The following is an 18,805-nucleotide window of genomic DNA, read 5'->3' on the forward strand; positions in this document are numbered from 1 at the left end:
GCACCGGGATCGCGATGCGCTCCGCGCCGCTGGACGCGTCAGCGCCGGACGCGCGGCCCCTGCGACGGCACGATCGGGCGCCCCTCGTCGCGCGCGCGCCACAACGCACGATCCGCTGCGTCGATCGCGGTCAGCAGTTCGCCGAAGCACGGCGCCTGGTCGACCGGCCAGGCGCGGTCGAAACCCGCGCCCAGCCGTTCCAGATCGCGCGCCGTGAGGAGCCCGATCGCAATGACCCGTTCGTCCGCCATGCTCTTCCCTAATCTACGTTAGGTTCAACTCGTAACGTACCGAGAAGTGCCGAACATTTTTTCCAGGTCCGATCAGGCCTTGCGCAATTGCTTGACCGCGTGATCGGCTGCGCGCGCGGTCAATGCCATGAAGGTCAGCGACGGATTGACGCACGATACCGACGCCATCTGCGCGCCGTCCGTGACGTAGAGGTTCGCCGCATCGTGCGCCTGGCTCCAGCCGTTGAGCACCGACTTGGTCGGATCCGCGCCCATGCGTGCGCCGCCCATCTCGTGGATCGCGTCGCCTGGGACATGCTCGTCCTCCGAGCTGCGAACGTTGAGCAGACCCGCCCCCTTGAGCATCGCCTCGCCCTGGGTCCGCGCGTCGGCCATCATCTTGAGCTCGTTGTCGCGGAAGCGGACGTCGAAGCGCATCAGCGGAACGCCGAAGCGATCGACCTTGCTCGCGTGGAGCGACACATGATTGTCCCTGTACGGCAGGCACTCGCCGAACGCGCCCATGCCGAAGCTCCAAGGGGCGTATTTCCGCATGCCGTGCTTCATCGACGCGCCGAAGCCGACCGGCGGCGCCGGGTTGCGCCGCGCGCCGCCCTGATAGCCATAGCCGCGCTTGAACCCGACGCCTTCTTCGCCGCCGATGTTGCGGAAGCGGGGAATATAGACGGCGCCCGGGCGGCGGCCATATTCGATATAGTCGGTCATCCCGGGGATGTCGCCTTCGATGCCGACCCGGAAGATGTGGTCCATCACATATTTGCCGAGCGTGCCGCTATTGTCGAAATGGCTGCGCTCGCTGCCGGCTGCGCGCGAGTTCATCAGGATCTGAGTCGACGCCATGGCCGAGGCGCAGAGGAAGACGAGGTCGGCATTGACCACCTGCGCCTGACCGGTCTTGGCATCGACGAAGCGCACCCCGGTGACGCGCTTCTTGGCAGCATCATATTCCAAGTTGGTGACCACCGCGTCGGACTGGAGCGTCAGCCGTCCGGTCGCACGCGCCGCGGGCAAGGTGACCGCCTGGGTCGAGAAATAGGCGCCGAACGAGCAGCCATTGCCGCACTGGTTGCGGAACTGGCACTTGGTGCGGTTCTGCTCGGGCTTGTCGACGGTCATGTTCGACAGCCGGGTGTTGATCAGCTTGCGTCCCGGGAACTTGGCCTCGAGATTCTTCTTCACCCATTTCTCGGCGATGTTCATCGGGATCGGCGGCTGGAATTCGCTGTCCGGAAGATAGGGCAAATTCTCGCGCGAGCCCGAAATGCCGACATATTTCTCGACATAGGAATACCAGGGCGCGACGTCGTCATAGCCGATCGGCCAGACGCCATCGATTCCTTCGCGCTTGTTCGCTTCGAAATCCTCAGGCGACCAGCGGAAGCTCCAGCGCCCCCAGATCAGCGACTTGCCGCCGACCGCGCCCGGGCGGATCCAGTAGAATTTCTCACCCTCGTCGAACGCATACGGGTTCAGCCGGTCGTCATTGTAGAAGCCGCGGTTGCTCGGCGCCACATAGCCGTGGGTGGCGATGAAATAGTCGCTCTTGATCAGCGGCTCGGGCATGATGTTGCGCGCGGGCACGTCGAAGGCGGGCTTGCCGTCATAGGGATAGCCTTCGCCATGCTCGACCATCTTGCCGCGGTCGAGCATGAGGACGCGCAGCCCCTTTTCGGTCAGCTCCTTCGCCGCAAAGCCGCCGCTGACGCCCGACCCGATGACGATTGCGTCGAACCTGTTGGTCGCAGCCATGTTCTTTCCCTCTCGCTATTCGGATCAGTAACGCAGCTTGCGCAGCGTCTGGAAGCTGGTGGCGATGTCGGGAAGGTAAGGCGCGGGCGCCTCATCGTTCTCGACATAGAAATGGCGGACGCCGGCGCTGCCCCTGCGCTTGAACAGCCCGGCAAAGTCGATCGTCCCCTGCCCGACCGCGGTCATGCTGCGATCGGGCCGCATGTCCTTGACGTGATAGGCGTAGATCCGGCTGCCGAGACGGTCGATCAGCGCCGCCGGGCTCTCGCCGGCATGCGCCGCCCAGTACAGATCCAGCTCGATCTTGACGAGCGCCGGGTCGGTCGCCGCGAGGAAGCGGTCGTACAGGCTGGTGCCGCCGGGCTTGGTGGTGAACTCGAAATCGTGATTGTGATAGGCGAAGCCCAGCCCGGCCTTTTTGAGGTCCGCGGCGAAGCGATTGAAGTTGGGCAATGCCGCGGTCCAGCCCGCCTCGGTGCGGTGCTCGTCGGTCATGTAGGGCAGCACCACGGTGTCGGCGCCGAGCGTCTTGGCCATCGCCACCGACTTGTCGAAATGGCCGAGCAGCGCGTCATAGCCGATATGCACCGACGGCGCCTTGAGCCCGAGCCGGTCAGTGGTCTTGCGCAGCATGGCGTGGTCCATCGTATCGTACCCGCCGCCGCCATATTCGACTTCGCGATAGCCGATCCGCGCGATCTGCTCGAGCGTGGCGACGGGGTCCTTCTGGAAAATGTCGCGTACGGTGTAGAGCTGGATGCCGATCTTGCTGAGCTGCGCCGCGGATGCCGGCTTGAGATCGACGAGCGAGAGCGCGGCGACGCCGCCGGCGCCCGCGAGGAGAGTTCTGCGGCTGACCATCATGAGCTGTAGACCTTGTTGACCTGGGAATAGGGGAAGGCGCCGTTATATTCGCCCGGCACCGGCAGATATTCGCGCTCCTGGGTGATGCCGATCTCCGAGGTGTAATAGCCGGTGATCACGAGCTGGCGGAATGCCTCGAAAAAGTCTTTGCCCGAGGGGATCTGGTCGTTCATCGCGAGCGTGAGCAAAGCGTCCTGCTGCTCCGGCGTCGCCTTCGCGCCGGCGACCTTATAGTCCTGCTGGCTGCGCGCCTCCACCGCGGCGAGCCCGGCGAGGATCGGCACGCGATCCTCGGGCGACGACCAGTCGGCGAGCAATTTCTCGATATAGGCCGGCACGCCCGCGGCGATCGCGCCCGGCGTGTCCGTGGTCGGGATCACGCGCTCACTGAGCACCGTGACCAGTTCGCGCTGCGCAGGCGTGAACACCGCCACGCTCGGGGGACCCTCGCTGATCACGGGGATGCCCGGTGCCTGCCCGGCCTTGGCGGCGCGCGCGATCGGCGCGAACACCGACGCGCCGAACATGCCGACCACGCCGGCCAGCGCAGTCCTGCGGTTGATCTCGATCACTTGGTTCCTCCCAGACCGATGGCCGCCACCCTGGGCGGACGTGGTTTGCTGAATTCGATGTTCGTGCCTTCGGCGCTCATGACCGGTCGATCTCCCGATAGGCCGCGACCAGGCGATCCTCGCCCGCGCGACCCTTGATCGAATTGCCGTGTTCCATTCCGATGACACCGGGATATTTCCGGGCGCGCAGCCATCTGACCACATTGGCGAAGTTGATCTCGCCCGTCCCCGGCTCGTTGCGGCCGGGATTGTCGCCGAACTGGATATAGCCGATCTCGCTCCAGCACATGTCGAGCGACGGGATCAGATTCCCAGACTGGATCTGCTCGTGATAGAGATCGGCGAGGATCTTGACCGCCGGGCTGTTCACCCCGCGCGCGATGGCATAGCCTTGCGCGATCGACTGCATGTAGACGCCGGGATGGTTGGTCCGCGTGTTGAGCGGCTCCATCACCATCGCCAGGCCGTGCGGCGCGACGATATCGGCTGCACGGCGCATCACGTCGATCACGCGCGCGGTCTGGATGTCGAGCGGCACCTTGGGATCGAGAAAGCCGGTGACCACGGTCATGTGCCGTGCGTTCAGCCGCTTCGCTACGTCGATCGACGCGCGGATGTCGGCGAGGAACGCCTCGCGCTCGGCGCCGTCATTGGCACCGAGCAAAGGCCGCGACTGCGCCCATTTGGGCATGCTCGCGACGAACACGCCCATCGTCATGCCACGGTCGGCGAGCGCCCTGGCCATCCGCACCTGCTCGGCGACCGGGCGGCTGCTCGCCTCATTATCCTCCCAGGCGGTAAAGCCCTGGTCGGCAGCGAAGGCGATCTGCTCGATCAACCCGCCGCGGCTCGCGAAGCTGCCCTCGTGCGGCGCAAAACCGAGCGAGAAACGCGCCGCGTTCGACTGGGCGCCGGCGAGCGCCGGCGCCAGGGTCGATGCTGCGCCGGCGGCGAGCAGCGTGCGGCGCGAGACTGTCACGCGCGGGGCACGCTCAGCGCGCGCCCTGGAGATAGGCGATGATCGCGGCGCGCTTCGCCGGGTCGGCCATGCCGATCGGCATGCGCGTGCCGGGAACCTTCTTGGTCGGCGCGGCGATGAATTGGTCGAGCGTCGCCTGGTCCCAGCGCAGCTTCGAGGCCTTGAGCGCGGCGGAGTAATTGAAGCCTGGCAGCGACGCCGCGGGGCGGCCGACCACGCCGTTGAGATTAGGCCCGACGCCGCTCTTGGCGCCCTTCTGGACGGTGTGGCACGCCTTGCACGCGGCAAAGGCTGGCGGCGGCGCGGTCTGCGCGGCGGCGGGCGCTGCGGTGACGAGGAACGCCGTCGCCGCGGTCAGGCACATGAGAAGCTTCACTCTGTCTCTCCCGAATCAACCAGGGTCCATTTTTGGTCCGATGCCGCATTGGCTATCACGGCTTCGATGAACCGCATCGTACGCAATCCGTCGGTGACGCCCGGATACCAGCCGTCGCCCTCGCCGCGAATTGCCGCCGCGAAGCTGCGATAGAGCGTCGCGAAAGCCTCGATATAGCCCTCGGGATGTCCCGAGGGTGTCCGCAGCAACGCGGTCGTGCGCGCGTCGAGCCCGGGCCCGCCGGCGCGGACCGTCTCGGCCGGTCGGTCGAGCCAGCGCAGCGTAAGCGTATTGGGCTCCATCTGCGCCCATTCGAGTCCGCCGCGTTCGCCATGGATACGCAGCTTGAGCCCGTTTTCCTCGCCCGCCGCGACCTGGCTCGCCTTGAGCGTGCCGCGCGCGCCGCCGGCGAAGCGCAGCAAGGCGCTGACATCGTCGTCGAGCCGGCGACCCGCGACATGGGTGGTGAGCTCGCCCGAGACTGACTCGACCTCGAGGCCCGATACATGCTCGGCGAGCTGGAAGGCGTGCGTGCCGATATCACCGAGGCAGCCGCCGAGCCCGGCGCGCGCCGGATCCGTGCGCCATTCGGCCTGCTTGTTGCCTTCGGTGTCGATCGGCAGGCTGAGCCAGCCCTGGAGATATTCGACCTGGACCAGCCGGATCTTGCCGAAATCGCCACGCGCGATGCGAATGCGCGCCTCTTCGACCAGCGGATAGCCGCTATAGGTGAAGGCGAGCGCGAACAGCTTGCCGCTGGCCTTGGCGGCCGCGGCGATCGCCTCGGACTCGGCGACGCTCATCGCCATCGGCTTTTCGCAGAAGACGTGGAAGCCGGCGTTCAGGGCAGCGATCGCCATCGGTGCGTGGAGATGGTTCGGCGTGACGATCGCCACCGCGTCGATCCGCTCGCCGGCTGGTAAGGCCTGCTCGCCCGCGAGCATCGCCTCGAAGCTGGCATAGACCCGCGACGACGCAAGCCCGAGCGCATCGCCCGTCCGGGCGTTGCGACCCTGATCGGTGCTGAAAGCGCCAGCCGCCAGCCGCCAGTCGCCGTCGAGCGCCGCGGCCCGGCGATGGATCGCGCCGATGAACGCGCCCTCGCCGCCGCCGACCATGCCGAGCCGCAGCGGCTGCATCACGAAAGCCCGAGCAAGGCGCGGATCGCCGTCTGGTCGGCGCCGCTCGCGGCGAAATCGTCGAACGCGCGCGCGGTGCGGCGGATGATGTGATCGCGGATGAAGGGTGCGCCCTCGCGCGCGCCATCCTCCGAATTCTTCAGCGCGCACTCCCATTCGAGCACGGCCCAGCCGGCATAATCGTACTGCGACAGCTTGCTGAAGATCGCCGAGAAGTCGACCTGCCCGTCGCCGAGCGAACGGAAACGCCCGGCCCTGTCGACCCAGCTCTCATAACCGCCATAGACGCCCGAGCGTCCCGTCGGGTTGAACTCGGCGTCCTTGACGTGAAAGCACGAGATGCGGTCGTGATAGCGATCGATGAAGTCGAGATAGTCGAGCTGCTGCAGCACATAATGCGACGGATCGAACAGGATCCGCGCGCGCGGATGATTGTCGACCGCGGCGAGAAAACGCTCCCAGGTCGCGCCGTCGTGGATGTCCTCACCGGGGTGGATCTCATAGGCGCAGTCGACGCCCGCTTCCTTGAACACGTCGAGGATCGGCACCCAGCGCCGCGCGAGCTCGGCGAACGCCTCTTCGACCAGTCCGGCAGGACGCTGCGGCCACGGATAGACATAGGGCCAGGCCAGCGCGCCCGAGAACGTCGCGTGCGCCTTCAGCCCGAGCCGCGCGCTCGCCTTCGCCGCGAGCTTGACCTGCTCGACCGCCCAGGCCTGGCGCTCGGCCGGCTTGCCGTGCAGCTCGGCCGGCGCGAACCCGTCGAACAAGGTGTCATAAGCGGGATGCACTGCGACGAGTTGCCCCTGGAGATGCGTCGACAGCTCGGTGACCTCGACGCCGTGCTCGGCGAGCCGGCCCTTGAGATCGTCGCAATAATCCTGGCTCTCGGCGGCGGTCGACAAGTCGATAAGCCGCGGATCACAGGGAATCTGCACCCCGACATAGCCGAGCCCCGCCGCCCACTGCGCGAGATTGTCGAGCGTGTCGAACGGCGCCGCGTCGCCGAGGAACTGGGCGAGGAAGATCCCCGGCCCCTTCATCGCCTTCATGCCACGGCTCCCTTGCGCTCGCCTCGGAAGGTGATCTGGAAGATCAGCGCGATCACCGCGGCGGCCGCGGCGGGATACCACCACATCTGATGCCAGTCGGCGATGCTCGGCTGTGCGGGAAGCTGCGCGTACAGCAATCCGCCGATCTGCGAGCCGAGCAGCATCCCGACGCCGTAGGTGAACAGGGTCAGCATGCCCTGTGCCTGCGCGTTGACGCCCCGGGGCTGCGCGATCGTCTGGGTGTAGATCGCCCCGGCGACGAAGAAGAAGTCGTAGCACACGCCGTGCAGCGCAACGCCGAGATAGACCGCCCAGAGCGCGCCGCCGCCGTCGCCGATCGCGAACAGGGCGTAGCGCAGCGCCCAGGCGGCCATGCCGACCAGCAGCAATGGCTTCACGCCGAAGCGGCGGTACAGCAGCGGCATCGCGAACATGAAGCCGAGCTCGGACATCTGCCCGATCGCCAGCGTGCCACTGACATTCTCGATGCCGGTCGCGCCGACATAGGGCGAGGCATAGGCGTAATACATCGCCAGCGGGATCGAGATCAACGTCGCGCAGACGATGAACACCAGGAACGATCGCTCGCGCATCAGCCCGAACGCCTCGACGCAGAACACCTGGCGCAGCACGCTGTCACCGCTCGGCGCGTCCGGCGCGACATTGGGCAAGGTGAAGCTGTAGAGGCCGAGCGCGATCGAGACGAGCGCCGCCGCCGTGAAGATCTGCGGGCTGGCGGAGAGGCCGAGCCAGCCGATGATCAGCCCCGCGGCGATCCAGCCGAGCGTGCCGAATGCGCGCACGAACGGGAAATTGTCGACACGCTCGCCGAAGCTCTTGAGCGCGATCGTGTTGGCGAGCCCGACCGTGGGCATGTAGAGGATCAGATAGCCGAGCAGCACCCAGACCATGGTCTCGCCATGCTCGGGGGTGACCAGCGAAGGCAGCACGAATAGGATCGCGCCACCGACCAGGTGCAGCACCACCATCAGCATCTTCGGGCTGAGATAGCGCGTCGCGACCATGCCGAGCAGGAACGAACCCGCGATCGAGGCGATAGGGCCGACCGAAAAGGCGTTGGCGATGAGATGGCCGATGCCGACGGTCTGCATCACCAGCCCGAGCGTCACTTGCCAGGCGCCCCAGACGAAGAACTGCATGAACATCAGCGCACTGAGGCGCCCGGTCAGCAGCCCTGACGGCGCTCCCGCGGCAATCGTCGACGCACCTTGCGTGGCCATCCAGCCCTCCCCTTCGTGCAGGCTTCCTGCCTGTCGAATCACAGGCTACGCAGGTCGACAGATGATGTAAAGGATTACATCGGATATCGGTCGACACGCCGCGCGACACCGTACAGGAAGGAGCCGATGCCGACGATCATCGAAGTTGCCGCGATGGCCGGCGTGTCCACCGCTACCGTCTCGCGGGTGCTGAGCCAGCCCGAGCGCGTGGCCGAGCAGACGCGCCAGCGTGTGCTCGAAGTCGTCGCGTCGCTGGGCTACGCGCCCAATGTCGCGGCGCGGACCCTGCGCACCTTGCGCGCCGCCAAGATCCTGCTCACCGTCCCTGACATCTCCAACCCCTTCTTCGCCAGCGTCATACGGGGCGCCGAGGAAGCCGCGCGCGACGCGGGCTATGCGGTGGTGGTCGGCGACACGCGCCACGACCCGACAGTCGAGGACCAATATGCCGAGATGCTGTCGCGCCGCGAAGTCGACGGGCTGATTTTCCTCGGCCACCGCCTGCCCGAAAGCCTGGCGCCCCTGCTGTCGCGCCAAGGCCCCGCCGCGCCGATCGTCAACGGCTGCGAATACAGCCCCGAGCTCGGCGTGCCGAGCGTGCATATCGACAATGCCGCGGCGAGCGACGACGCGGTCGAGCATTTGATCGCGCTCGGCCATCGCGACATCGGGCTGATCACCGGACCTCCGATCAGCCCGATCAGCCGCGATCGACTGGCGGGCGCGGTACGGGCCGCGGAGCGCCACGGGCTGCGCGACCGGCTCGACATTCGTACCGGCGACTATTCGGCGCGGTCTGCCTTCGAGGAAACCCAGGCGCTGCTGGGCGCGGGCGTGACCGCGATCTTCTGCTTCAGCGACGAGATGGCGATGGGAACCCTGAGCGCCATCGCCGCGGCGGGGCGGTCCTGCCCCGGCGACGTGTCGGTGATCGGCTTCGACGACCTTCCCCTCGCCCGCTTCTTCCAGCCGGCGCTCACCACGATCTCGCAGCCCAAGGGCATGATCGGCCGCCGCACCGTCGAACTGCTCGTCGACATCCTGCGCGACGTCGAGAGCCCGGCAAGCCAGGTGACGCTGCCGCACGAGCTGATCGTCCGCAACAGCACCGGACCCGCGCGGGATTGAGGCGATCGTTAGATGCGCATCCGTGTCCGGCGACCCGGCCTAGCCGGCGACGCGCGCGCGCAACGACTGTAGGGCATATTCGAGCTGCTTACCCGCATCCAGCAATTCGGCGAGGGTGCGCTCGGCGTCGGACCGATCGAAAGCTCTACAGCTTCGCTCCGCCTCTCGGCCGCGAAAGGTAAGGACCTTCAGCATTACCAGCCATTGTCCCTGGCTATCGATCGCAACCTTGGCGATCCCATGACAGAGATACGGTCGAAGCGATTCGTGCGGATGAAAGGCAGCGAGCGCTGCAGCAGCCTTCTTGCCTTCCTTGGCGAACGGCCCGTCGGGACCCGTCGCAACCCGAAGGTCTTCAAAGCGCTGGCCAATCAGGTGCCGCAGCTGAATCCCGGTTCCAGCGCGTTGCGTCGCCGCCATCAGCAACAGCATTTCGCTCACCGCCACCTCGGCGTGCGCGAAACATTGCAGCGCTGCGCCTCGCCACGCGTCGACCGCTTTCGTGGCAGCGCTCCAGCGCGCCTCGTCCGGCGTCCCCGCAATCGGAGTGAATGCGTTCACCGTCTCCTTATCGCGAAATTGTCTTGCAAAAGGGTTGCGCGGAGGCAGGCACGATGCCGGCCGCTAGCCTTTGGCCGCTTCCCCGCTCAGCCGGCTGATCAGGATCGCCGCGCGCTTGGCCTGGCGGCGGATGCTGTCGAGGTCGACCGTCTCGCCGGGCGCATGGTCGCCGGTGCTGTAGGTGCCGAGCCCGGCCAGGCTGTCGACGTCCGATGCGACGAACGAGATGTCGCCCGCGCCGCGCTTGAGCGGGTCGAGCGCCGCCATTTCGGCGAGCCCGAGATCGCGATTGACCATGTTGAGCCTCGCCAGCAGCGCCTTGTTGCCTTCTGTCGGCGCCATCGCCGGATAGCCTTCGCCGAACACGATCTTCGCATCGGTGCCCGGCGCGTGCGCCGCGACGATCGCTTCCATCTTGGCACGCACCCGCTGCGTCTGCTCTTCACTGAGCGTGCGGAAGTCGCCGATCGCGACGGCGGTCTCGGGGATGATGTTGGTCTTGCCAGCGGCTTGTGCATTGCCGCCATCGTCGATCGCGCCGCGCGCGCCGCCGGCGATCACGCCGGTGTTGAAGGTCAGGTTCGGCTCGGGCAGTTCCTTGCGGAATGCCGCCAGGATGCGCGTCAGCTCGTTGATCGCGCCGTCGCCATATTGCGGGGTGAAGATCAGCGACGAATGGCCGGTGGTGCCGGTCGCGGTGACTCGCCAGTCGATCGCCGAGCGTCGCGCGATCGAGCCCATGTCCTTGCCGTCCTGCCGGACCAGCCCTTCGAAATCGAGCGCCACCTCGGCGCGCTTGCCCGCCGCGATCAGGTCGGCGCGGGAGATCGCCGTCGGGCTGCCCGAATCCTCTTCGTCGCCGGTCAAGTGGATCTCGATATTGGCGCCGTCGAGGGTCCCCGCCGCCTGCATCGCCTGAAGCGCGGCGACGATCACGACCATCCCGCCCTTGTCGTCGCCGGCCCCCGGTCCCTCGGCGAGATTGCCCTTGCGGACGAACTTCTGGAACGGCGAGCTCGGCTCGAACACCGTGTCGAGATGCCCGATCAGCAGGATGCGCTTGCGTCCCTTCGCGCCTCGATGGACCGCGATGAGATGGCCGGCGCGGCCGACCTCGGCCATCGGCTTCCAGCTGACCGTGAAGCCCAGGGCCTCGAGCTCGGCGCGCATCATCACGCCGACTTTCGTGACGCCCTCGAGGTTGAGCGTGCCGCTATTCTGGTCGACCAGCCGGCCGAGCAGCGCCACCGATTGCTCGAACCGCGCGTCCACCGTGCGCGCCATCACCTGTTCGGCGCGTGACAGCCCGTCAGGCGCCGCTGCGGCTGCGGTCGGCGCCAAGAGGGCTGCCGCGATCGGAAGGATGAACTTGCGCTTGGTCCTGCTCATCCGTGCACGCTGTCCCGGCAGGCGCCGCAGGTCAACTGCGCCGCCGCCGGGACCCGGTTACGCGCCGGCAGGTCCGCGACGCGCGTCCTTGGCTTCGGTGGCATTGGCCGGGCAGCGGATGATCGGCGCATGCTCGGCCTTGCCGCCGGCGATGTGAACGCGCTGCACGGTGCAGCCGCGCTGGAGCGCGCCCGCGACATCGTAGGAGCGGTACTGGACTTGGTCGGCCGCGGCCGGCTGGACGGAAACGGCGGCGGCGATCAGCATCATGAACATGGCAGTTCCTTTCGAAGACTTGCCTGCGCGCTACGGCACGCGCGTTGCTGCTCGCCGCCTTTTTCGTAAGGAAATATTGCTGCGCAGCGTTTCGCGCATTGCGGCATGTCCGGCGCGTTGACCCGCCTATCGCGGCTTCCTAGGTCCCGCGGCGATGTTGCAGTATACAACCCCGACGATGACCACCGCCCCGACCATCATCCTCGTGGAAGACGATCCGCCGCTCCGGACCCTCACGTCCCGCGCGCTTCAGGAAAACGGCTTTACCGTCCGCCCCGCCGCGACCGGCGCCGAGATGTGGGTCGCGCTCGAGGCCGGTCCCGTCGACCTGATCATCCTCGACATCATGCTGCCGGGCACCAGCGGCATCGACCTGTGCCGGATGCTGCGCGAAAAGAGCCAGGTGCCGATCATCTTCGTTTCGGCGCGCGGCAGCGAGACCGACCGCGTCGTCGGGCTCGAGCTCGGTGCCGACGATTATCTCACCAAGCCGTTCAGCACGCGCGAGCTGATCGCACGGATCCGCGCGGTGTTGCGCCGCGAGGGCGGCAAGGCTGAGGACAAGCAGCGCAGCCTCGGCTTGCTCCGCTTCGACGGCTGGACGCTCAATCTGCCGCGCCGCGAATTGCTGTCGCCGACCGGCGCGGTGGTCGACCTCACCGGCGCAGAGTTCGACCTGCTCGTCAGCCTGTGCGACCATTCGGGCCGGGTGATCGCGCGCGAGCGGCTGATCGAGCTCTCCCGAACCCGGCTCGGCGACAGCTCTGACCGAAGCGTCGACGTGCTGGTCAGCCGGCTGCGCCGCAAGCTTACCGCTACCGGCGGCAAACCGCCGATCGTCACGGTGCGGGGTGTCGGCTATATGTTCAACGCGCCCGTGACCCGCGAGTGAAGCGGCTGGTCAGGGCGCCTTTGGGGCTGATCGGGCGGATCTTCGCGATCCTCCTGCTGGCGATCCTGATCGAATTCGGCGCGAGCACTTTTTTCTACGAGCGCGCGAGCCAGCTCTCGGTCCGTGACGACGAGGCCCGCCGACTCGCAGAGCATCTCGTCATTGCGCGCAAGCTGCTCGCCGAGCATCCCGCCGCCGAGCGACCTGCGCTCGCCACCGATCTCACCACCACGCGGTACAAGATTGCGTGGAGCGCGACTCTGCCCGCAAGCGCGCGAGCGACGCCACTCGATCGGATCCACCGCCAGGTCATCGCCTGGGAGCCGAGCCTTCAGCCGGCGAGCCTGCGCCTCCAGCTCGTCGGGCCGGCGCGCGACGCGGTAATCGTCGGCAGCGCGACGCTCCCCGACGGCAGCTGGATGAAGTTCGCGACGCGCGAGCCGGTGCACGATCTCAGCTTCTCGCCCGAGCGGATCCTGCTCGCGCTCGCGCCGGCGGTGGCGATCATCCTGATCGGCGGCGCGCTCGTCCGCCAGACGCTGCTGCCGCTGCGCCGGCTCGCGACCGCGACGAAACGCGTCGGCGGCGGCGATATCGAGGAAGTGCCCGAAGCCGGTCCGCGCGAGGTTCGCCGCGTCATCCACGCCTTCAACCAGATGCAGGCGCGCATTCACCGCCTGCTTACCGACCGCACCCAGGCGCTCGCCGCGGTCGGCCACGATCTGCGGACCCCGCTGGCGCGGCTGCGGCTGCGTGCGGACGCGATCCCGGACGCCGACATGCGCGAAGAGATGGAGACCGACATCGTCGAGATGCAGACGATGATCGATTCGCTGCTCGCCTATCTCGCCGGCGAGGCCAATGGCGAGCCGCGCCAGGCAGTCGACCTCGCAGTGATCTGCGCGACGATCGCCGACGGCGCGCGCGATCTCGGCCATGAGGTCGATTATGCCGGCCCCGACCATTGCGAGCGCACGCTGCACCCGGTTTCGATCAAGCGTGCGCTCGGCAATCTCGTCGAGAACGGACTGCATTATGGCGATCGCGTCTGGCTGACGCTCGAGGATTGCGAGGGCAGCACGATCTTGCGCGTCGAGGATGACGGGCCCGGTATCCCCGAGGAAAGCCTAGAACAGGCGCTTCAGCCCTTCGTCCGCCTCGACACCGCCCGCGCCCGCGACACGATCGGCTTCGGGCTGGGGCTATCGATCGTCGCCCGCGCGGTCGAGGCGGAAGGCGGTACACTCAGGCTGAGCAATCGGCCCGAAGGCGGCCTGCGCGCCGAGATCCGCCTCCCGCCGCAGGACGGATGAGCTCTAGCGGCAGCATCGGTCGGCGCACGGCAACACAAGGATTGGCTGGAAATGTAGGATTTGGTCTGCTTCCGTTCGCGCATGACGGCGCGTTCGCACGACCTCCTCCTCTTGCACGGCGTCGGCCCTCGCGCAGCTAAGTTGTCAGCGTGCCAGAACCGCAACTTTCGCAACTTCGGCCCCCGGAAAACGGCCAAGAGTCGCGGAATTCCGTCCTTTCGAGAACCAACCAAGAGGTTGGCGATCGACTTGTCCCACGCTGTTCAATCGGAGCCCGACTCGCGCACATCTCGCCGCTGTGCAGCAATAATTCATTACACAAGCGCTGCGCCGCAGCAAAGTCACGCCACTATCTGGTTTAGTGCCCGCCTCCCCCTGCGGGCTTGTGACGGAGCAGGATTGTGAATGAGCTTATCGGACGGGTCTATGGCTTCTCGAAACAAGTGTTTTCGGGCCAGAGCGACCTCTATTCCAAACTCGCGACGCACGGACAGAATCCCAAGGCACTGATGATCTCGTGCGCGGATTCGCGCGTCGTGCCCGAACATATCATGCAGGCCGCCCCCGGCGACCTGTTCGTCTGCCGCAACGCCGGCAACATCGTCCCGCCCTATGCGATGCAGAATGGCGGCGTCACCTCGACGGTCGAATATGCCGTGATGGTGCTCGGCATCCGCGACATCATCGTCTGCGGCCATTCGGACTGCGGCGCGATGAAGGCGGTCGCCAATCCCGCCGGGCTCGAGAAGATGCCCAACGTCGCCGCCTGGCTCAAGCATAGCTGTGCCGCCGAGCAGGTGGTCAACGAAGGCTATCCCGAGATGGAGAATGGCGAGCGCGTCCGCGCGATCAGCCTCGAGAACGTCGTCGCGCAGCTCAACCACCTGCGCACCCACCCCTCGGTCGCCGCCGGCATCGCGCGCGGCGAGATCGCGCTGCACGGCTGGTTCTTCGACATTGGCGCGGGCGAAGTGCTCGCGCTCGACGGCCGCACCGGTCGCTTCGTACCGCTGACCGAGGGCGAAGAGCTGCCGGTGGCACAGCCCGCGGCGCAGCGTCTCGCCAGCGAAACCCTGCTGGAAGCTGCCGAATGAGTAGCGCCACCGAAACGCGCGCGAGCGGCTGGTTCGCGCGCGATCTCACCGCCTCGGTCGTGGTCTTCCTCGTCGCGATGCCGCTGTGCATGGGCATCGCGATCGCCTCGGGCGTGCCGCCCGAAAAAGGCCTGATCACCGGGATCATCGGCGGCATCGTCGTCGGCGCGCTCGCCGGCTCGCCGCTCCAGGTCAGCGGCCCCGCCGCCGGCCTGGCGGTGATCGTCTTCGAACTGGTTCGCGACCAGGGCCTGTCGGCGCTCGGCCCGATCCTCATGCTCGCCGGCGTCATCCAGGTCATGGCGGGCGTCTTCCGCGTCGGCGGCTGGTTTCGTGCGATCTCGCCCGCGGTGGTCCACGGCATGCTCGCCGGTATCGGCGTGCTGATCGTTATCGGCCAATTCCATGTGCTGTTCGACGAGAAGCCGTTGTCGAGCGGGATCGAGAACCTCATGGCGATGCCAGGCCGCCTGCTCGGGCTCTCGCCCGACTTGCGCGCCGCTGAGCTAGCGTTGATCCTCGGCCTCACCACGATCGCCGTAATGATCGGCTGGGAGAAGCTGCGTCCCGCCAACCTCAAGCTGGTGCCCGGCGCGCTGCTCGGCGTCGTCGCGGCCACCCTCGTGGCATGGTTGCTCGGCCTCGATGTCACCAAGGTCACCGTTCCGGAGAACATCGCCGCTGCGGTTTCGCTTCCGCAGAGTGGTTTCCTCAGTCAGTTCGGCAACCCGGCGATCCTCACCGCCGCGCTCGCGATCGCGTTCATCGCGAGCGCCGAGACCCTGCTCTCGGCGGCGGCGGTCGACCGCATGCACGATGGCGTCCGCACCGATTACAACAAGGAGCTGCGTGCGCAGGGCGTCGGCAATTTGCTGTGCGGCGCAGCGGGCGCGTTGCCGATGACCGGCGTGATCGTTCGCAGCTCGGCCAACGTCCAGGCCGGCGCGACCTCGCGCTTGTCGGCGATCCTCCACGGCGTGTGGATCCTCGGCTTCGTCGCGTTGCTGCCCTGGCTACTGCGCGAGATCCCGATGGCGGCACTCGGCGCGGTTCTGGTCGTCACCGGCGCGCGGCTGGTCAATTTCAGCCACGCCAAACACCTGTTCAAGGATTACGGCGTCCTGCCGGTGCTGATCTGGGCCGTGACGCTGACTCTTGTGGTGGCGGAGGACCTGCTCACCGGCGTGCTGGTCGGCATCGCATTGTCGCTGCTCGAACTGGTGCCGCATCTCCGCAAGCTGCGGCTCAAGGTGAACGAGCACGACGACGCCGGCGAGCGGACGATCAGCCTCGACGGTGCAGCGACCTTCGTCGCACTGCCCAAGCTGTCGGCGAAGCTCGACGCGGTACCCGGCGGCGCACCCGTCCGGCTCGACCTGACTCGCTGCTCGGCAGTGGATCACACTTGCGCCGAGCTGATCCGCGACTGGGCGGCCCGCCGCCGGGCGAGCGGATCGGAAGTCGCACTGGACGGCGCGACCGGCAGGTTCGCCGCCCTCGCCGCCTAACCCCGAGCGGGAGTGCGCCAGCCGCGCACTCCCGCTTGAATTTCAACGGGATTGGAGCCATTGCGGCGCTCCGGCCCGCTGCGCCGGCAGCCCGGGACTCCGTCATCCGCCAGATTGCCGCCCTTCCCTATCGTACCGATGACACGGCCGCCGACGCCGCGGTCCGCATCCTGCTGGTCACGTCGCGCGGCACTGGCCGCTGGGTAATCCCCAAGGGCAATTCCATGTCCGGGATCGCGCCGCACGTCGCCGCCGCGCAGGAGGCGGAGGAAGAGGCCGGCGTGACCGGCCCGGTATGCCCCACACCGCTTGGCTCATACCGCTATCGCAAACGCCGCGGCAGCGGCGCCTCGCTGATGATGGACGTTGACGTCTTTCCCCTCGCCGTGACCCGCGAGCTTCCCAGCTGGAAGGAACAAGGCGAGCGCGAGCGCCGCTGGTTCACCCTGGCCGAGGCATCCGACGCCGTCGAAGAGCCCGATCTGCGCGACCTCATCCGCTCGTTCGGCGCATCCGAATTCAAAGCTGCAACCCAGCGGATCGGCGTGCTCGGCGCCGTCGCTGAAAAATCGAGGTTAGGTCCGATGTTCGCCTGGTTCCAGCGCCTGCTGCCCCGCACGGGCAATTTCTTCGAGCTGTTCGAGGCGCATTCGGTGACGGTCGTGGCAGGCGCCGACGCGCTTGCGCGGCTGCTGCAGGGCGGTCCGGCGGGCACCGAGCATATCCGCGAGGTCATCGAGCGCGAGCACGATGCCGACAACATCACCCGCGAAGTGCTCCAGACGGTCCGCAAGACATTCCTGACGCCGTTCGATCGCGGCGCAATCACCAGCCTGGTCAACGCGCTCGACGATTCGATCGACGAGATGCAGGCGACGGTCAACGCGATCGCCCTGTACGAGGTCGACAGCTTCCCGCCCGAGATGAAGGACATGGCGGGCATCATCGTCGATGCCGCGCGCGTCACCGCCGAGGCGATGCCGCTGCTCCGCAACGTCGCGCAGAACGCCCACCGCCTGCACGAGCTCACCGAGCGGCTGGTCCGCATGGAAGGCCATGCCGACGAGATCCACGCCGCCGGGCTCAAGCGCTCGCTCAAGGAACATGGCGCAAGCGACACGCTCAAATTCGTCGTCGAGCGCGAACTCTACAAGCATCTCGAGCGGATCGTCGATGCGTTCGAGGATGTCGCGAACGAGATCGACGGCATCGTCATCGACCACGCCTGATGCACGAACTTGCCCTGCCCCTGCTGATCGGCCTGATCGCCGTCGCGCTGGCGTTCGACTTTCTCAACGGCCTCCACGACGCCGCCAATTCGATCGCCACCGTGGTCGCCACGCGGCTGTTGTCGCCGGTCCAGGCGGTGCTGTTCGCGGCCCTGTTCAATTTCGCCGCTTATTTCCTCACCATCGCGATCCCGTCGCTCCATGCCGTCGCGGAGACGATCGGCAAGGGCCTGGTCGACAAGGACGTCGTCACCCCCGCGGTGATTTTCGGCGCGCTGGGCGGGGCGATGTTCTGGAACGTGTTGACCTGGATGAAGGGCATCCCCTCGTCGAGCAGCCACGCGCTGGTCGGTGGACTGATCGGGGCGGGCGTCGCGCATGCCGGATTGACCGGCATCCATTGGGGCGGGCTCAACAAGACCCTGCTCGCGATCGTGCTGTCGCCGACGCTCGGCATGTTCCTCGCGATGCTGGTGATGCTGGTCAGTTCGTGGCTGCTGCACCGTGCCTCCGCCCGCTCCGCCGAGCGCAGCTTCCGCGCGCTGCACCTCGTCTCCTCGGCCGCCTATTCGCTGAGCCACGGGCTCAACGACGCGCAAAAGACGATGGGGATCATCACCGTCCTGCTCTATTCGACCGGACACCTGACCGGCGAGTTCCACGTTCCCCACTGGGTGGCGATCAGTTGCTATGTCGCGATCGCGCTCGGCACGATGACCGGCGGCTGGAAGATCATCGAGACGATGGGCTCGCGGATCACCAAGCTGTCGCAGCATCAGGGGTTCAGCGCGTCGCTCGCCGGGTCGATCGTGCTGTTCAGCGCCTCGGCGCTCGGCATTCCGGTATCGACGACGCATACGATCACCGGCTCGATCATCGGCGCAGGCACCGCGCGCCGCGCTTCCGCGGTGCGCTGGGGCGTCGCGCAGAGCGTGGTGATGGCGTGGATCATCACCATCCCGGCCTCGGCGCTGGTCGGCGCCGGATTCTATGCAGTGACGTTGCTGTTCTGAGGCGGGTTGGGCCTTCCCTCCGCCACCATCCAGCCTGAGCCAGCATGGCTCCCCTCCCTGCAAACAGGGAGGGGCTGGGGGTGGGTGCGCGCGTCTGCGCGCTCAAAAGACTCGGCTTGCCCAGCGTCGGGGCGCCGCGCAGGGCATCGAGCCCCGCCCGCCGCCACCCACCCCTGACC

Annotated in this window: 19 protein-coding genes; 7 read left to right on the forward strand and 12 right to left on the reverse strand. The window is 67.1% G+C overall.

Annotation, left to right across the window (positions count from 1 at the left end; translation table 11 throughout):
* Positions 1-38: 38 nt before the first annotated feature.
* From AC3WJI_RS03035 to AC3WJI_RS03075, 9 genes are all read right to left on the reverse strand, one after another.
* The gene (locus AC3WJI_RS03035; RefSeq protein ID WP_492755761.1) at positions 39-251 is read right to left on the reverse strand and encodes a hypothetical protein; all 213 of its coding nucleotides are present in this window, start codon (positions 249-251) and stop codon (positions 39-41) included.
* Positions 252-323: 72 nt separating this feature from the next.
* Entirely contained in the window at positions 324-2,000 is a 1,677-nt protein-coding gene (locus AC3WJI_RS03040) for a GMC family oxidoreductase (protein WP_492755762.1), read from the reverse strand.
* Between the two features lie 24 nt (positions 2,001-2,024).
* Positions 2,025-2,864 carry a sugar phosphate isomerase/epimerase family protein gene (locus AC3WJI_RS03045; RefSeq protein ID WP_492755763.1) on the reverse strand — a complete coding sequence of 280 codons (840 nt, stop codon included), beginning with the start codon at positions 2,862-2,864 and terminating at the stop codon, positions 2,025-2,027.
* Entirely contained in the window at positions 2,861-3,391 is a 531-nt protein-coding gene (locus AC3WJI_RS03050; protein ID WP_492755780.1) for a gluconate 2-dehydrogenase subunit 3 family protein, read from the reverse strand. Before AC3WJI_RS03050 ends, AC3WJI_RS03045 begins: the two co-directional genes overlap by 4 nt.
* A 121-nt stretch (positions 3,392-3,512) precedes the next feature.
* Entirely contained in the window at positions 3,513-4,415 is a 903-nt protein-coding gene (locus AC3WJI_RS03055; protein ID WP_492755764.1) for a hydroxypyruvate isomerase family protein, read from the reverse strand.
* 13 nt (positions 4,416-4,428) lie between these two features.
* Positions 4,429-4,791, reverse strand: coding sequence for a c-type cytochrome (locus tag AC3WJI_RS03060; RefSeq protein ID WP_492755765.1), 363 nt, complete (start codon positions 4,789-4,791; stop codon positions 4,429-4,431).
* Positions 4,788-5,930, reverse strand: a complete 1,143-nt coding sequence (locus AC3WJI_RS03065) for a Gfo/Idh/MocA family protein (RefSeq protein WP_492755781.1) — start codon at positions 5,928-5,930, stop codon at positions 4,788-4,790. Before AC3WJI_RS03065 ends, AC3WJI_RS03060 begins: the two co-directional genes overlap by 4 nt.
* The gene (locus tag AC3WJI_RS03070) at positions 5,930-6,982 is read right to left on the reverse strand and encodes a sugar phosphate isomerase/epimerase family protein (RefSeq protein ID WP_492755766.1); all 1,053 of its coding nucleotides are present in this window, start codon (positions 6,980-6,982) and stop codon (positions 5,930-5,932) included. The genes AC3WJI_RS03065 and AC3WJI_RS03070 overlap by 1 nt, the downstream gene beginning before the upstream one ends.
* Entirely contained in the window at positions 6,979-8,223 is a 1,245-nt protein-coding gene (locus tag AC3WJI_RS03075) for an MFS transporter (RefSeq protein ID WP_492755767.1), read from the reverse strand. Before AC3WJI_RS03075 ends, AC3WJI_RS03070 begins: the two co-directional genes overlap by 4 nt.
* Positions 8,224-8,349: 126 nt before the next feature.
* On the opposite strand from AC3WJI_RS03075, the gene AC3WJI_RS03080 reads away from it, so the two are divergent.
* Positions 8,350-9,351 carry a LacI family DNA-binding transcriptional regulator gene (locus tag AC3WJI_RS03080; protein ID WP_492755768.1) on the forward strand — a complete coding sequence of 334 codons (1,002 nt, stop codon included), beginning with the start codon at positions 8,350-8,352 and terminating at the stop codon, positions 9,349-9,351.
* A gap of 39 nt (positions 9,352-9,390) precedes the next feature.
* Here AC3WJI_RS03080 and AC3WJI_RS03085 read toward each other — a convergent pair whose 3' ends face one another.
* The 3 genes from AC3WJI_RS03085 to AC3WJI_RS03095 all read right to left on the reverse strand — a co-directional run bounded on the left by AC3WJI_RS03085 (position 9,391) and on the right by AC3WJI_RS03095 (position 11,577).
* On the reverse strand, positions 9,391-9,912 hold the full coding sequence (locus AC3WJI_RS03085; RefSeq protein ID WP_492755769.1) for a hypothetical protein: 522 nt from the start codon (positions 9,910-9,912) through the stop codon (positions 9,391-9,393).
* 63 nt (positions 9,913-9,975) lie between these two features.
* Positions 9,976-11,301, reverse strand: coding sequence for a M20/M25/M40 family metallo-hydrolase (locus AC3WJI_RS03090; RefSeq protein WP_492755770.1), 1,326 nt, complete (start codon positions 11,299-11,301; stop codon positions 9,976-9,978).
* A gap of 57 nt (positions 11,302-11,358) precedes the next feature.
* The gene (locus AC3WJI_RS03095) at positions 11,359-11,577 is read right to left on the reverse strand and encodes a hypothetical protein (RefSeq protein ID WP_492755771.1); all 219 of its coding nucleotides are present in this window, start codon (positions 11,575-11,577) and stop codon (positions 11,359-11,361) included.
* Positions 11,578-11,755: 178 nt separating this feature from the next.
* On the opposite strand from AC3WJI_RS03095, the gene AC3WJI_RS03100 reads away from it, so the two are divergent.
* The 6 genes from AC3WJI_RS03100 (at position 11,756) to AC3WJI_RS03125 (ending at position 18,626) form a co-directional block, all read left to right on the forward strand.
* Entirely contained in the window at positions 11,756-12,469 is a 714-nt protein-coding gene (locus tag AC3WJI_RS03100) for a response regulator transcription factor (protein ID WP_492755782.1), read from the forward strand.
* Positions 12,466-13,782 carry an ATP-binding protein gene (locus tag AC3WJI_RS03105; protein WP_492755772.1) on the forward strand — a complete coding sequence of 439 codons (1,317 nt, stop codon included), beginning with the start codon at positions 12,466-12,468 and terminating at the stop codon, positions 13,780-13,782. The genes AC3WJI_RS03100 and AC3WJI_RS03105 overlap by 4 nt, the downstream gene beginning before the upstream one ends.
* Before the next feature lie 401 nt (positions 13,783-14,183).
* On the forward strand, positions 14,184-14,876 hold the full coding sequence (locus tag AC3WJI_RS03110; RefSeq protein WP_492755773.1) for a carbonic anhydrase: 693 nt from the start codon (positions 14,184-14,186) through the stop codon (positions 14,874-14,876).
* Entirely contained in the window at positions 14,873-16,384 is a 1,512-nt protein-coding gene (locus tag AC3WJI_RS03115; RefSeq protein ID WP_492755774.1) for a SulP family inorganic anion transporter, read from the forward strand. Before AC3WJI_RS03110 ends, AC3WJI_RS03115 begins: the two co-directional genes overlap by 4 nt.
* 104 nt (positions 16,385-16,488) lie before the next feature.
* Positions 16,489-17,613 (forward strand): DUF47 family protein, encoded by a 1,125-nt coding sequence (locus AC3WJI_RS03120; RefSeq protein WP_492755783.1) that lies wholly within the window; start codon positions 16,489-16,491, stop codon positions 17,611-17,613.
* Positions 17,613-18,626, forward strand: coding sequence for an inorganic phosphate transporter (locus AC3WJI_RS03125; protein WP_492755775.1), 1,014 nt, complete (start codon positions 17,613-17,615; stop codon positions 18,624-18,626). The genes AC3WJI_RS03120 and AC3WJI_RS03125 overlap by 1 nt, the downstream gene beginning before the upstream one ends.
* Positions 18,627-18,805: the final 179 nt, after the last annotated feature.

The organism is Sphingomonas sp. FW306-1B-B10E (genome assembly GCF_058782005.1).